Source organism: Arthrobacter sp. zg-Y844 (assembly GCF_024385465.1).
Taxonomy (GTDB): domain Bacteria; phylum Actinomycetota; class Actinomycetes; order Actinomycetales; family Micrococcaceae; genus Arthrobacter_B.
The window spans coordinates 95,198-107,911 of record NZ_JANFLS010000004.1; the positions used below are offsets into that span (position 1 = coordinate 95,198).

Annotated in this window: 13 protein-coding genes; 4 read left to right on the forward strand and 9 right to left on the reverse strand. The window is 64.5% G+C overall.

What is annotated here, in order from left to right:
* Positions 1-43 precede the first annotated feature (43 nt).
* Positions 44-1,513: a glutamate--cysteine ligase gene (locus NNX35_RS12905; protein WP_255867980.1), complete on the reverse strand. Its 1,470-nt coding sequence runs from the start codon at positions 1,511-1,513 to the stop codon at positions 44-46.
* Between the two features lie 6 nt (positions 1,514-1,519).
* The gene (locus tag NNX35_RS12910) at positions 1,520-2,059 is read right to left on the reverse strand and encodes a hypothetical protein (protein WP_255766920.1); all 540 of its coding nucleotides are present in this window, start codon (positions 2,057-2,059) and stop codon (positions 1,520-1,522) included.
* A 231-nt stretch (positions 2,060-2,290) separates the two neighbouring features.
* On the opposite strand from NNX35_RS12910, the gene NNX35_RS12915 reads away from it, so the two are divergent.
* The 4 genes from NNX35_RS12915 to NNX35_RS12930 are packed head-to-tail and all read left to right on the forward strand — an operon-like array spanning position 2,291 to position 4,352.
* Positions 2,291-3,061 (forward strand): hypothetical protein, encoded by a 771-nt coding sequence (locus tag NNX35_RS12915; protein WP_255867982.1) that lies wholly within the window; start codon positions 2,291-2,293, stop codon positions 3,059-3,061.
* On the forward strand, positions 3,061-3,486 hold the full coding sequence (locus tag NNX35_RS12920; protein WP_255766922.1) for a phage holin family protein: 426 nt from the start codon (positions 3,061-3,063) through the stop codon (positions 3,484-3,486). Before NNX35_RS12915 ends, NNX35_RS12920 begins: the two co-directional genes overlap by 1 nt.
* A complete protein-coding gene (locus NNX35_RS12925) occupies positions 3,483-4,112 on the forward strand; it encodes a DUF3618 domain-containing protein (RefSeq protein WP_255867983.1) in 630 nt (209 codons plus the stop codon). The genes NNX35_RS12920 and NNX35_RS12925 overlap by 4 nt, the downstream gene beginning before the upstream one ends.
* A 45-nt stretch (positions 4,113-4,157) precedes the next feature.
* The gene (locus NNX35_RS12930; RefSeq protein ID WP_255867984.1) at positions 4,158-4,352 is read left to right on the forward strand and encodes a hypothetical protein; all 195 of its coding nucleotides are present in this window, start codon (positions 4,158-4,160) and stop codon (positions 4,350-4,352) included.
* Positions 4,353-4,447: 95 nt separating this feature from the next.
* On the opposite strand, the gene NNX35_RS12935 is transcribed toward NNX35_RS12930, so the two are convergent.
* The 7 genes from NNX35_RS12935 to purU all read right to left on the reverse strand — a co-directional run bounded on the left by NNX35_RS12935 (position 4,448) and on the right by purU (position 12,680).
* Positions 4,448-5,539, reverse strand: a complete 1,092-nt coding sequence (locus NNX35_RS12935) for a Gfo/Idh/MocA family protein (protein WP_255867985.1) — start codon at positions 5,537-5,539, stop codon at positions 4,448-4,450.
* A 203-nt stretch (positions 5,540-5,742) separates the two neighbouring features.
* Positions 5,743-6,825: a sugar-binding protein gene (locus tag NNX35_RS12940; RefSeq protein ID WP_255766926.1), complete on the reverse strand. Its 1,083-nt coding sequence runs from the start codon at positions 6,823-6,825 to the stop codon at positions 5,743-5,745.
* Positions 6,826-6,881: 56 nt separating this feature from the next.
* Positions 6,882-8,174 (reverse strand): multiple monosaccharide ABC transporter permease, encoded by a 1,293-nt coding sequence (gene mmsB, locus NNX35_RS12945; RefSeq protein ID WP_255766927.1) that lies wholly within the window; start codon positions 8,172-8,174, stop codon positions 6,882-6,884.
* Entirely contained in the window at positions 8,171-9,742 is a 1,572-nt protein-coding gene (gene mmsA, locus NNX35_RS12950) for a multiple monosaccharide ABC transporter ATP-binding protein (RefSeq protein ID WP_255867986.1), read from the reverse strand. The genes mmsB and mmsA overlap by 4 nt, the downstream gene beginning before the upstream one ends.
* A gap of 211 nt (positions 9,743-9,953) precedes the next feature.
* A complete protein-coding gene (locus NNX35_RS12955; RefSeq protein WP_255867987.1) occupies positions 9,954-11,168 on the reverse strand; it encodes an ROK family transcriptional regulator in 1,215 nt (404 codons plus the stop codon).
* Between the two features lie 50 nt (positions 11,169-11,218).
* Positions 11,219-11,746: a gamma carbonic anhydrase family protein gene (locus NNX35_RS12960; RefSeq protein WP_255867988.1), complete on the reverse strand. Its 528-nt coding sequence runs from the start codon at positions 11,744-11,746 to the stop codon at positions 11,219-11,221.
* A gap of 64 nt (positions 11,747-11,810) precedes the next feature.
* On the reverse strand, positions 11,811-12,680 hold the full coding sequence (purU, locus tag NNX35_RS12965) for a formyltetrahydrofolate deformylase (protein ID WP_255766931.1): 870 nt from the start codon (positions 12,678-12,680) through the stop codon (positions 11,811-11,813).
* Positions 12,681-12,714: the final 34 nt, after the last annotated feature.

Sequence of the window (12,714 nt, forward strand, 5' to 3'; positions counted from 1 at the left end):
TCAGCGTCCGATTCTTGCCGCCAGGCGCCCGGTTTTCGCCCGGTCAGCCGACCGGCCAGGAGTGGACAGCCGCATTGGTGTGCATGTTCTCCCAGTAGAGCCGGGAGAGCTCGCCCAGGGCCGCCGGCCGCGGCATCCCGGCATCCTCGAGGCGGCGCAGCGTGGCGATCTGCCAGGAAGCGCCGTTCTGCTCCGTGCGGGCACGTTCGGCCACCACGCTCAGGTAGCGGTCGATCAGGGAGGAATCCACTTTCAATTCCCTCAGTCCCTCGGCGGCCTGTGGAATCAGGTGGCGCACAATCAGTTCGGCCACCGGAATCTCGCCGATGCCCGGCCAATAGACTGCTGCCTCCAGTCCGTACCGGGCGCAGGCCAGGAAGTTGTCCGACGCCGTCTTGAAGGCAATGCGGCTCCACAGCGGCCGGTCAGCTGTGCGGATGTACTCCACGAGCCCGTAGTAGAACGCGGCGTTGGCGACCACGTCCAGGACGGACGGGCCGGCAGGCAGCACCCGGTTCTCCAGACGCAGGTTGGGTGTGCCGCTGCCGGGGTCGTAGATCGGCCGGTTCCAGCGGTAGACCGTGCCGTTGTGCAGGCGCAGCTCGGGCAGCAGCGGGGCACCGAAAGCGGTGGCTTCCGTTCCGCTGCCGGACAACTCCGGAAGCAGGGCAGGGAAATAGCGCACGTTCTCTTCGAAGAGATCGAAGATCGAGGTAATCCACCTTTCCCCGAACCAGACACGGGGGCGTACCCCTTGGTTGCGCATCTCCGGCGGCCGGGTGTCTATGGCCTGCTTGAAGAGTTCAATCCGGGTCTCGTGCCACAGCACGTGTTCCATGAAGATGGGTGAATTGGCGGCAAGGGCAACCTGGGGGCCTGCGATCATCTGTGCCGCGTTCCAGGCCGGAGCAAACTGTTCGGGCGAGACTTCCAGGTGCAGCTGGACCGATGTGCACGCAGCCTCCGGCGCGATGTTCTGTGCGTAGAAGGACAACGGCTCCGGGCCGGACAGGTCGAGGAGGACGTCTTCTCCCCGGGCCTGGAGGACCGACGTGTTCAGGGCGGCATAACGCTGCCCGCTGCTGAGCCAATCCCATCCGTCCATGAAGCGGGGGGTGAGGGTGGGGAGGATGCCCACCATCATGATGTCTGCCGCTTCCTGGGCGGCACGCTCATCGGCACGGTTGAGCTGCACCCGGAGGCTGTCCTCGAGCTCCTTCAATCCAAACTGTGCCACCGACAGTGCGGGGTGGTTCATCTCGATGTTGAAGGCGCCGATTTCGGTCTGGAAGGCCGGATCGGCGATTCGCTCAAGGACAGCCGTGTTGCGGAGGGCGGGGGAGAAATCACGGTTGGTCAGGTTCAACTCCAGTTCCAGGCCAATGCTGGCCGTGTCCGCAAACTGCGCGGTGGAAAGGAAGTGAGCGAAGTGGTCCAGGTTTTCCAGCAAGCGCTGCCGGTAAGCCGTGCGCTGCGCCCGGCTGAAGGTCCTGCTCGTAACTTCTGCGCCCATTGCCCGTTACTTCTTTTTCAGGCCCTTGAGGACATTGGCCGGCCGTTGCATCTCGCCGTGCTGGGCGCCCATCACAATCACCGCACCCGAAAGCACGGGGATGCTCCACTGCAGGACCTTCAGCTGGCGCTGGGCCGACTTCAATTCCTTGGATGCGCCCTCGCGGGGTTCCGTAGCCCCTTGGCTGCCCTGCTCCGAGAGCTTCCCTACCTTGCCGCCCAGGATGCCGGAATAGAGGGTGACTACCGCCGCCAGCGCCGTCACGGCTGCCTTGTATACGGTGAGGGAACCGACCCCCTCCTGCTTGGAGACCCGGGTTTTGTTGTCACCGATGAGCGCGAGTCCGGCCAGGAAATGCAATCCGATAGCTCCGGCCTGCACGGGGGCCCACTTTTTCCAGCCAAGGGCGGACAGCCGGGTTCTCTCAGTGGGATCCTTGGCCTCGGCAGTTGCTCCGTTAAGTCCGACGGCGCCCATCAGGGAACCGCCGAACCAGGCCGCCGCCGTGAGGTCATGGACGGATCGTGCTACTAGATTTGCAGCCAATGTGATGCTCCTGTGCGTTGTGGCCGAGGGGACTGACGTGCCGGATTATTCGGCAGGGTACGGCGTCCGCTGGCTCTTCTGATCGGTGGAAAAAGAAAACCACGCACGGAATCCAATAGCAAGGGCACTTACAATCCTAACACGCTACACATTCGTAACTAAGTGTGCTTATTATCTTGGTACGGACCATCCGATCTTGATCAGCAGTTGCAATGACGAAAGAGAGCGATGATGACAGAGAACTTCACTCCGCGCGACGGAAGCCATGCAGCATCCCCGGCCGGAAGTACCAATGACTCCACAGCCGCTGCGAAGGCCGATGCGGCCAAGCAGCAGGCCGGTGACATCGCCCAGCAGGCCAAGGGAAACGCCGCTCAGGTTGCGGACACCGCAAAGTCTGAAGCAGCGGGTGTTGCTTCCGAGGTAAAGACCAACGCCAAGGACCTGTTTACCCAGGCCCGTTCCGATCTCACCGAGCAGGCAGGCACCCAGCAGCAGAAGGTGGCTGAAGGCCTTCGCTCGATGGCAGACGAACTGCACTCCATGGCGCAGTCCGGCCAGTCCGGGGTAGCCTCCGATCTCGTCGGCCAGGCAGCCAGCCGTGCGTCTTCGGCCGCCACGTGGCTCGACGGCCGCGATCCGGGATCCCTGCTGGACGAGGTCAAGGGCTTTGCCCGCCAGCGCCCCGTCGCCTTCCTCGCCATCGCAGCCGGAGCCGGTTTCCTGGCAGGCCGCCTCAACAAGGGCCTCAGCGCAGGCCTCCCGACGCAGGGTGCGTCCGGATCCGCCGGCCAGCACGTGGGACCGCCCGTTCCGCCCGTGACGCCTGTCCCGCAGGCACCGGCGGCACAGCCCACGGTCGGCACCGCCGCGACCAACGATCCGTTCGGCACCGAACCGGTCCGCCAGCCGGGTACGGGTCCCGCATCGGCCCAGACTCTTCCGCCCACCCCCTCCACCGGCGTTCCGGCAGCTGATCCCTACAGCGGTGGTCGGCACTGATGAGTACCGAACTCCCTCCCACACCAGCACAGGCTAAGGCTGAGTCCACGTCCCTGGGCGATCTGCTCGGCCAGGTGACGCAGGACATGTCCACCCTCATGCGTCAGGAAGTGGAGCTGGCGAAGGTCGAACTGAAGCAGTCCGCAACCCGCGCAGGCACGGGTGCCGGAATGTTCGCCGGAGCGGCCGTCGCAGGCTACTTCGTACTCCTCTTCCTCTCGGTCGCCCTGTGGTACGCACTGGGCACGACGGCGATCGGCTTCGGCTGGTCCGCAGTGATCGTGGCGGTTATCTGGGCCATCGTCGCTGCCGTCCTCGCCTCCCGCGGACGCAAGGAAATGAAGAAGATCAAGGGCATGCCGCAGACGTCCGAGACGCTGCAGGAGATCCCCCAGACTATGAAACCAAGCGAGGAAACACGATGAGTGAAAACCCGGATGAGATCCGCGCCGACATCGAAGCAACCCGCCGGCGCCTAGGCACCAACGTGGACGCCGTGGCGGACAAGGTAACTCCTTCCCACATCGTTCAGCGCCAGACGGACAAGATGAAGGACAAAGTATTCGGAGTGAAGGACAGGGTGATGGGTGTGGCCGATTCAGTAGGTAACAGCGCAAGCAATACCGGCAGCAACATCGGCGGCAGCGTGTCCGACATGGGCAGCAGTGTTTCGGGCGGCATGTCTGCCGCCGGCTCCGCCGTCCAGGGTGCGCCGGCGAAGCTCGCCGGCCAGACGCAGGGCAACCCCATTGCCGCAGGTCTGATTGCCTTCGGCGCCGGCCTGCTGGCGGCAACGCTGATCCCCGCCAGCGACAAGGAGCGCGTCGCTGCTGACAACATCAAGACCGCCGCGCAGCCGATGACCGACGAACTGGCAGGCGCAGCCAAGGAAATGGCTGAAGGCCTCAAGGAACCGGCCCAGGAAGCGGTCGAGAATATCAAGGCCACTGCCACGGACGCCGCGCAGAACGTGAAGTCCGAAGGCCAGGCAGCCGCCTCGGACGTCAAGGATTCCGCTTCCGAAGCGCCGCAGAACGTGAAGAACGCCTAGCAGGCACCAAACCGCAGCACGCGCCACTCAGCAAAGGAGTACCTGATGCAGATCGACAAGCAGCAGATTATCGAATTTCTGAAGAATCGCGGCGACAGCTCGAAGGCAGGCCAGGCGGAGTCCGACCTGCCGGAGAAGGTGGATACCGAGCGCGACTCGGGTCTGCTGGACAAACTTGGTGTAAACCCCAAGGACCTGCTCGGGAAACTCCCGGGTGGCCTGGGCGGTCTGGGCGGCTAGCACGGCACTGAAACGACGACGGCGGTGCCGCACCTGCAAAAGGTGCGGCACCGCCGTCGTTTTTAGTGCCTTGCCGGCTGCTGCGCCTCCACGGCTCAGTCAGCGGGGACAGTGGCCTTGTCATTGGCGTACAGCACGCCGATCTGCGCCCGTACCGCGTCAAAGAGCCGCATGGTCCGCAGGGAGTCCGCCCACGTCATGGTGGGGCTTTCCACCATGCCCGCCTGGATGCAGCGGGTCACCTCGCGCAGCTCGTACGCGTAGCCGTTGCCGACCTGCGGGAACCGCTCCACGCGGGCCTCGCCGTCCTGCGGCACGATGGTCAGCTCCACCGGGTTATGCAGGGGTGCGCCGGTGCGGAGCCAGCCCCTGGTGCCGGAAATGACCGCGGTCCGCGGGCAGGAGGAGACCAGAGACGAGGTCAGCTGCGCCAGGCCGCCGGACGGGTACCCGAGCGTCAAGGCGTTCTGTGTGTCCACGCCGTCGGCGTTGATGCTGCCTACTGCGTGGACCGTCTCCGGGTAGCCCAGCGCGCCCAGGGCAAAAGTGAGCGGATAGACGGTCAGGTCCAGCAGTGCGCCTCCGCCCGCCGCCGGGTCCCAGAGCCTGCTGGCAGGGTCATACGGTGCCGGGAAGCCCAGGTCTGCCTGCACCCAGTTGATGTCGCCGAGCTCACCTGAGGCAATGAGTTCCCAGATGCGGTTGATGCAGGGCAGGAAACGGGTCCAGACCGCTTCCATGAGGAACAGGTTGCGGGACCGGGCCAGTTCGATCAGGTCCTCGGTTTCGCGGGCATTGATGGTCAGCGACTTTTCGCACAGTACGTGTTTGCCGGCCTCCAGGGCCCGCCGGGCAATCCGATAGTGCTGGGCGTGCGGGGTCCCGATGTAGACGACGTCGACCTCGGGATCGGCAAAGAGCAGGTCGTAGCCCGAGGCATCGTCTGAGTCGAAGTAGCTGCTGGCGAAACCGAAGCGGGCGGCGAACTCCTCGGCCGTGGCCCGGCGGCGGGAACTGACCGCCTGCAGGACGGCGTCCTCCAACCGGGCGATGTCTTCAGTGACACGCTCGGCAATGTTTCCGGTGGCGACTACGCCCCAGCGCAGGGTTCGTCCCGTGGACTGGACGGGACTGGGAGCTCCCGGCTGGACACAGGGCGGGGTGGGTATGTGTTGAACGGCAGTCATGGTCCTCGTCTTCCGCGTCGTTGCAGGGAGTACCCCTACTCTATGGTCGCCCCGGCCATTGGCCTAGGGATGGACTCCGGGTTCGTGCGGCACGAAGTGCAGGCGACCGGTGTGTGGAACAGAGTGGAACAGGCGTGGAACAGCCCGGGTCTCCGCTGAGGGAAACCCGGGCTGTTCCGCCCCGAGGGGCAGTGAATACGTGCTTACTTGGTCAGCTCGGAGAGCGTGGGGTCATTCGCGTAGGCCTCGGCAGCGTTGGCCTTGGTGACGATGACCGGCTCCAGAAGGTAGCTCTCGACTACCTTCTTGCCGTTGTCGTAGCTCTCGTCGTCGTTGATTTCGACCTCTTCACCGGCGCCCAGTGCCTTGACCATGTCAATGCTCTGGTTCACCAGGTTGCGGGTGTCCTTGTTGATGGTGGAGTACTGCTTGCCTTCCATGATCAGCTTGACGGATTCCACCTCGGAGTCCTGGCCGGTGATGACGGGCAGCGTCTTGCCGGCGCCGGAGACCGAGGTCAGGACGGCGCGGGCCAGGGTGTCATTGGGGGAGAGGACGCCGTCCAGTTCCTGGGAGGCGTAGTTGCTGGAGAGCAGGGTGTCCATGCGCTTCTGGGCGTTCTCCGCCTTCCAACCCTGGGTGACGGCCTGGTTGAACTCGGTCTGGCCGGAACCGACCACGAGGTTTCCTGCTTCGATCTCCGGCTGGAGGACATCCATGGCGCCGTCGAAGAAGACCTGGGCGTTGGCGTCATCCGGAGAACCGGCGAACAGCTCAATGTTGTACGGGCCCTCGGGCTTCTTCTCCTTCAGCCCGTCCAGCAGGGCCTGGCCCTGCAGCTGGCCGACCTTGAAGTTGTCGTAGGCCACGTAGTAGTCAACGTTTTCGGTGTTGGTCAGCAGACGGTCATAGGCAATGACGGTGATGCCGGCGTCCTTGGCGTCCTGCAGCTGCGAGCCGAGCTGGCTGCCGTCAATGGCACCCACAATCAGGACCTCGACGCCGTTGGTGATCATGGAGCTGATCTGGTTCTGCTGTTCGGACACGCCGCCGTTGGCGAACTGGACCTGGCCTTCGTAGCCGGCTTCCTTGAGGCCGTCGTTGAAGAGGGTCTCTGCCAGCACCCAGTTTTCCGAGGTCTTCTGCGGCAGGGCAACGCCGATGGATGCCCCGTCGTCGAATCCTTCTTCGGCGCCGGAAGCGGTTTCTTCGGTGCGGCCGCAGGCGGACAGCGACAATGCTGCCACCGTTGCCGCAACGGCGAAGGACTTTGCGAATTTACGCATGATGTTCTCTTTCTGAATAGCGGTTGTGGAAAATAGTGCGGAGTAAGTGGTGCGGTCTAGGCGTCAGTGGAGATGACGGTCTTGGTGCCCGTAGGCATTTCCGGGGTGGCGTCGACGACGGCGGGGGCCGGCTTGGGCTTGTTGCCGCCGAAGTTGCGCATCAGCAGTCCGGTGATGGAGGGCTTGCCCTGGGTCTTGTTGTAGACGTCCAGTGCGACGGCGAGGAGCAGGACCAGGCCCTTGATCATGGAGGTCGTGTCCGCGCCCACGCCGAGCAGCTGCAGGCCGTTGTTCAGGACGGCCATGACCAGGCCGCCCACGATGGAACCGACCACGGTGCCGACGCCGCCGGACACGGCCGCTCCGCCGATGAAGACGGCGGCAATGGCGTCGAGTTCCCAGTTGGTGCCGTCAAACGGACCGGAGGCGGTGGAGCGGGCCACGAAGATCATGCCGGCCAGGGCGGCCAGGATCGACATGTTCATCATGACCATGAAGTTGACCTTCTTGCCCTGCACGCCGGAGAGCTCTGCTGCGTGCCGGTTTCCACCCACCGCGTAGACGTGGCGGCCGAGGATGGTCTTGTTGGAGACGAAGCCGTAGAAGAGGACCAGGACGCCCAGGATGATGCCCGAGACCGGGAAGGACGTGCCGGGACGGCCCGTGGCGAAGAGGTACGTGGCGTAGAGGATGACGGCGCAGAGCAGGCCGATCTTGACCACCGGAACCCAGGCAGGCGGGTTGGCTGTGCCCAGCTTGGCGTTGCGGGAACGCTTGCGCATTTCGCCGTAGATGACTGCGGCGCAGAGGATCAGGCCCAGCAGCAGCGTCAGGTTGTTGTAGCCGGGGATCGGGCCGCCCTCGGGCAGGTAGCCTGCGCCGATGAACTGGAATTCGGAGGGGACCGGAACCGTGTTGGACTTGCCCACCCACTGGTTGGCTCCGCGGAAGATCAGCATGCCTGCCAGCGTCACGATGAACGCCGGGATTCCGACGTACGCCACCCACAGGCCCTGCCAGGCGCCGATTGCGGCGCCCACCAGCAGGCCCAGGAGTATGCCCGCGTACCAGGGCAGGCCCCAGTCCCGCATGGCCATTGCGACGACGATGCCCGAGAACGCGGCGACGGATCCCACCGAGAGGTCGATGTGGCCGGCGATGATCACGAAGACCATGCCCACGGCCAGGATCAGGATGTAGGAGTTGCCGTTGAACAGGTTGATCATGTTCGTGGGCGTCAGGGTCTTGCCTCCGGTGAGGACCTGGAACAGGCCGACCAGGATGGCCAAGGCGAAGATCATCCCGAATTGGCGGCCGTTGCCGCCCAGGAGTTGCTTGATGGCGTTCATGAAAGTGTTCCTTGAGTGGCGTAGTCGGCGGGCTTCCGGGCGGGGGAGGTCATGAGCCTCATGAGGTTCTCCTGGTTGGCCTCCGCCTTGGAGACCTCGCCGGTGATCGCCCCTTCGAAGATGGTGTAGATACGGTCGGAGAGGCCCAGGAGCTCGGGGAGCTCAGAGGAGATCACGATGACTCCCTTGCCCTGGTTCGCGAGCTGCTGGATGATTCCGTAGATTTCGTACTTGGCGCCCACGTCGATGCCGCGGGTGGGTTCGTCCAGGATCAGCAGGTCCGGGTCGGTGAACATCCACTTGGCCAGGACAACCTTCTGCTGGTTGCCGCCGGAGAGCTTGGAAACGCCCTCATCGACAGTGGGTGCCTTGGTGCGCAGGCTCTTGCGGTATTCCTCCGCGTGGCGGAACTCGGCGTCGTTGTCGACAACCAGGCCCCGGGTGATCTTTTTGAGGTCTGCCGAAACCGTGGTGGCCTTGATGTCGTCCAGGAGGTTCAGGCCCAGGGTCTTGCGGTCTTCAGTGACGTAGGCCAGGCCATGGTTAATCGCGGAGTGCACCGTCTTGAGGGTGATCTCCTTGCCGTCCTTGATGATCTGGCCGGAGATGAAGTTGCCGTAGGAGCGGCCGAAAACGGAACGGGCCAGCTCGGTGCGTCCGGCGCCCATCAGTCCGGCGAATCCGACAATCTCGCCGCGTTTTACGTGGAAGTCCGCGCCCTTGCAGACCAGGCGGTCCGCGACGGAGGGGTGGCCCACGGTCCAACCGCGGACCTCGAAGAACGTTTCACCGATCGTCGGGGTGTGGTCCGGGAACCGGGACTCCAGCGAACGGCCAACCATGCCGCGGATGATGCGGTCTTCGTCCGCGCCTTCGGCGGCGACGTCGATAGTCTCGACCGAGCGGCCGTCGCGGATGATGGTGATGGAATCTGCAATCTGCTCAATTTCATTGAGCTTGTGCGAGATCATGATGCAGGAGATGCCCTTGTCCCGCAGGCCTGACATCAGGCCCAGCAGGTGCTGGGAATCGGTCTCGTTGAGCGCTGCGGTGGGCTCGTCGAGGATCAGCAGCTGTACCCGTTTGTTCAGTGCCTTGGCGATCTCCACCAGCTGCTGCTTGCCCACGCCCAGATCCTTGATGGGCGTGGTGGGGTCTTCCTGGAGTCCGACCCGTTCCATGAGGTCCAGGGTGTCGAAGTTGACCTTGTCCCAGTCGATGACGCCGAACCGGGTGGGTTCATTGCCCAGGAAAATGTTCTCGGCAATGGAGAGTTCGGGAATCAGCGCCAGTTCCTGGTGGATGATGACAATTCCCGCGGCTTCGCTGGACCGGATATCGCGGAACTGGACGGGCTTGCCCTGGAAGACGATTTCTCCGGTGTACGTACCGTGGGGGTAGACGCCGGAGAGGACCTTCATCAGCGTGGATTTTCCTGCGCCGTTTTCTCCGCAGATGGCGTGGATTTCGCCGGCCCGGACGTTCAGGGCCACATCCGCGAGGGCCTTGACGCCGGGGAACTCCTTGGTGATGGAGTGCATTTCCAGAATGAATGGACTAGACGACATGCGTATTGTCCCTGCCGTGATGGCAGGGAGCGCACCGCGCGCCGACTGCCGGAGCTGCTTCTGCTCGCATGAGTGCCTCCGTGTGACCTCTTTGTCGTGATACGGCCCACAGAGTGGGCCGTAAGGAAGTTACCACGGTCACAGGCACTGCCGTCAAGTCTTGAACGCAACAGGAGCGGTTTCGGGTAGTTTGCGGGCCGCCGGGCAGGTACTACGCAGCCGCGGTTCCCTGCTCCTGGAGGACGAGTGCCGCTGCTCCCAGGGCTTCGGCGCGGTCCCCGAGCGAGGACATAAGCACGGTGGAGGTTTCGCCGACGAGGGGAACGGCGTGCCGCAGCAGGCCGCGGCGGATCGGGTCCAGGAACGTGTCGCCGAGGTCGGTCAGCGAACCGCCGATGATGATGAGTTCCGGATTCAGGGTGTTCGCGAGGTTGGCGGCGGCGCGCCCGACCGCAACGCCGGCGTCGTCAATAACGCGCAGGGTGGCCGGATCCTTTCCGGCGGCGCGTGAAAGGATGTCCGCGGTGGTGACGGTGCCGTTGGAAGCACGGCTCAGCAGCTCGATCATGATGGAGGTCGAGGCGATGGTTTCCAGGCAGCCGCGGTTGCCGCACCGGCAGATCAGCCCCTGGTCGAAGATGGTGGCGTGGCCGATTTCTCCGGTGATACCGACATTGCCGTAGTAGAGCGAACCGTTGATGACCAGCCCGGCGCCGATGCCGGAGGCAACCTTGATGAAGATCAGGTTTTCGCTGCAGCCGTGCGGCCCCCAGGTGACTTCCGCCAGCGCACCGAGGTTGGCGTCATTGTCGATGTAGACCGGGACACCCAGCCGGTCGGCGAGGTCTTCGCGCATGTTGATCCCCACCCACTCGGGGAGGATTGCACCCTGGACCACAGTGCCCGTGCGACGGTCGATGGGGCCGGGGATGCCGACGCCGGCACCCAGGACCGCGCTGCGGTCCACCCCCTGCCGGCGCAGCAGCCGGGCCAGCAGGGCCGCAGCGGCATCCATGCCCTCTGCTGCGGAGTGGCCCAGCGGAAGCTGGATGGACTCCTCCTGCAGGATCCGGTGGCCGAGCGAGGCCAGGATCACCCTGACGTGCCGGCGACCGATGTCGATGCCGGCAGCAACGGCTCCTGACTCGTTGAGCCGCACCGAAAGCGCCCTCCGCCCGGAGCTGGTGGTGGGCTCGGTGATGACGAGCTGACGCTCGCTCATATCGCCCACGATGTTGGAGACCGTGGCGCGGGACAACCCCGTCTGGCGCGAAAGTTCCGCCTGCGTCAACGGACCCGAGGCCAAAAGGGCCTGGATGATGCGCTGCCGGTTGCGTTCGCGCAGGGCGCTCTGCGAGCCCGGATTGGGCGGGGTGGTCCCCGGCGTGCGGGTGGTCCTCAACGGCGAGGATGGTTCGGCTGGCATTAGTTTAGAGTGCTACATCACACTCTTGCAGTCAAGAAGTGAACACAAGCCTAGGGTTGCGCGGCTACGGCAGATCGGTGGTCGGCAGCCGTCTGCCGGTAGTTTTCCGCGTTGGCCTTCACTCCCGCGAACTCCTCATCCGTGAGCGTGCGGCGGACCTTTGCCGGCATGCCGGCCACCAGCGAGCGGGGCGGGACCACCGTACCCTCAAGAACCAGTGCGCCGGCGGCGACGAGGGAACCGGCGCCGATCACGGCACCGTTCATAATCGTGGCGCTCATACCGATCAGGCAGTCATCCTCGACCGTGCAGCCGTGCACCACGGCATTGTGGCCGATGCTGACCCGCTCGCCCACCGACGTCGGGAAGCCCGGGTCCGCATGCAGCACCACATTGTCCTGGAGGTTGGTTCCGGCGCCCACGCGGATGCTGTTGGAGTCACCGCGGACGCAGGCGCCGTAGAAGGCGCTGGAGTCCGCTGCCATGGTGACGTCGCCAATGAGCGAAGCGGTGGGAGCGAGGAAGACGCTGGAATCGACGGCGGGGGTCTTGCCCCGGAATTCAATGATGTGTGCCATGCCACCCAGCGTAGCGCCGCCCGGAGGCCGGTTAGCGGAAGCCGGCACCCGCAGCAGGAACCGCCTAGTTGAAGACGATGGTCCGCCCGCCGTCCAGCAGGACCCGGTGCTGGGCATGCCACTGCACGGCTTTGGACAGTGCCCGCCCCTCGACGTCGCTGCCCAGGGCCGCCAGCTGGGCAGCCGAACGGGCGTGGTCCACCCGCATGACTTCCTGTTCGATGATGGGACCCTCATCCAGGTCCGAAGTTACGTAATGCGCCGTGGCACCGATCAGCTTCACTCCCCGGGCATGCGCCTGGTGGTAGGGCCTCGCTCCCTTGAAGGAAGGCAGGAAGGAGTGATGGATGTTGATGGCACGCCCGGACAGGTCACGGCAGAGGTCGTTGCTCAGGATCTGCATGTAGCGGGCGAGGACCACCAGCTCAATGTCCAGTTCGGCCATCAGGGCGCGCAGCCGGTCCTCCGCCTGGCCCTTCGTGTCCGGAGTGACGGGGACATAGTGGAACGGCACGCCGTAGAAGTCGGCGAGGGATTCCAGCTCGCGGTGGTTGGAGACAATGGCCGGGATATCGATCGGCAGGGTCCCCGCACGCTGCTGGAACAGCAGGTCGTTGAGGCAGTGGCCGGACTTGGACGCCATGATCAGGGTGCGGGTCCGGCGGCCGGCGCGGTGCAGTTCCCAGGACATGGCAAATGCAGACGCCGTTGCAGCGAGTTCCGCATGGACCTGCTCGTAGGAGCGCGGGGAAGTGAAGTCCACGCGCATAAAGAAGGAGCCGGTTTCCCGACTGCCGAACTGCGCGGACTCGGTGATGTTGCCTTCGGCCGCCACCAGGGAAGCACTGACGGCATGGACAATGCCGGGACGGTCGGGGCAGGACAACGTCAGGGTAAAGGCGTTGGCGGCGGAGGCGTCGGGAAGAGAGCTCATGTCTGTCACCCTTGCTAGGTTACCGGTTTCCGTG

Bases quoted from the DNA above. Each gene is read 5' to 3' on its own strand.
- mmsA (WP_255867986.1), bottom strand. From the start codon at position 9,742: ATGTCGTCTAGTCCATTCATTCTGGAAATGCACTCCATCACCAAGGAG.
- NNX35_RS12925 (WP_255867983.1), top strand. From the start codon at position 3,483: ATGAGTGAAAACCCGGATGAGATCCGCGCCGACATCGAAGCAACCCGC.
- NNX35_RS12905 (WP_255867980.1), bottom strand. From the start codon at position 1,513: ATGGGCGCAGAAGTTACGAGCAGGACCTTCAGCCGGGCGCAGCGCACG.
- NNX35_RS12955 (WP_255867987.1), bottom strand. From the start codon at position 11,168: ATGCCAGCCGAACCATCCTCGCCGTTGAGGACCACCCGCACGCCGGGG.
- NNX35_RS12935 (WP_255867985.1), bottom strand. From the start codon at position 5,539: ATGACTGCCGTTCAACACATACCCACCCCGCCCTGTGTCCAGCCGGGA.
- NNX35_RS12940 (WP_255766926.1), bottom strand. From the start codon at position 6,825: ATGCGTAAATTCGCAAAGTCCTTCGCCGTTGCGGCAACGGTGGCAGCA.
- purU (WP_255766931.1), bottom strand. From the start codon at position 12,680: ATGAGCTCTCTTCCCGACGCCTCCGCCGCCAACGCCTTTACCCTGACG.
- NNX35_RS12960 (WP_255867988.1), bottom strand. From the start codon at position 11,746: ATGGCACACATCATTGAATTCCGGGGCAAGACCCCCGCCGTCGATTCC.
- NNX35_RS12930 (WP_255867984.1), top strand. From the start codon at position 4,158: ATGCAGATCGACAAGCAGCAGATTATCGAATTTCTGAAGAATCGCGGC.
- NNX35_RS12920 (WP_255766922.1), top strand. From the start codon at position 3,061: ATGAGTACCGAACTCCCTCCCACACCAGCACAGGCTAAGGCTGAGTCC.
- mmsB (WP_255766927.1), bottom strand. From the start codon at position 8,174: ATGAACGCCATCAAGCAACTCCTGGGCGGCAACGGCCGCCAATTCGGG.
- NNX35_RS12915 (WP_255867982.1), top strand. From the start codon at position 2,291: ATGACAGAGAACTTCACTCCGCGCGACGGAAGCCATGCAGCATCCCCG.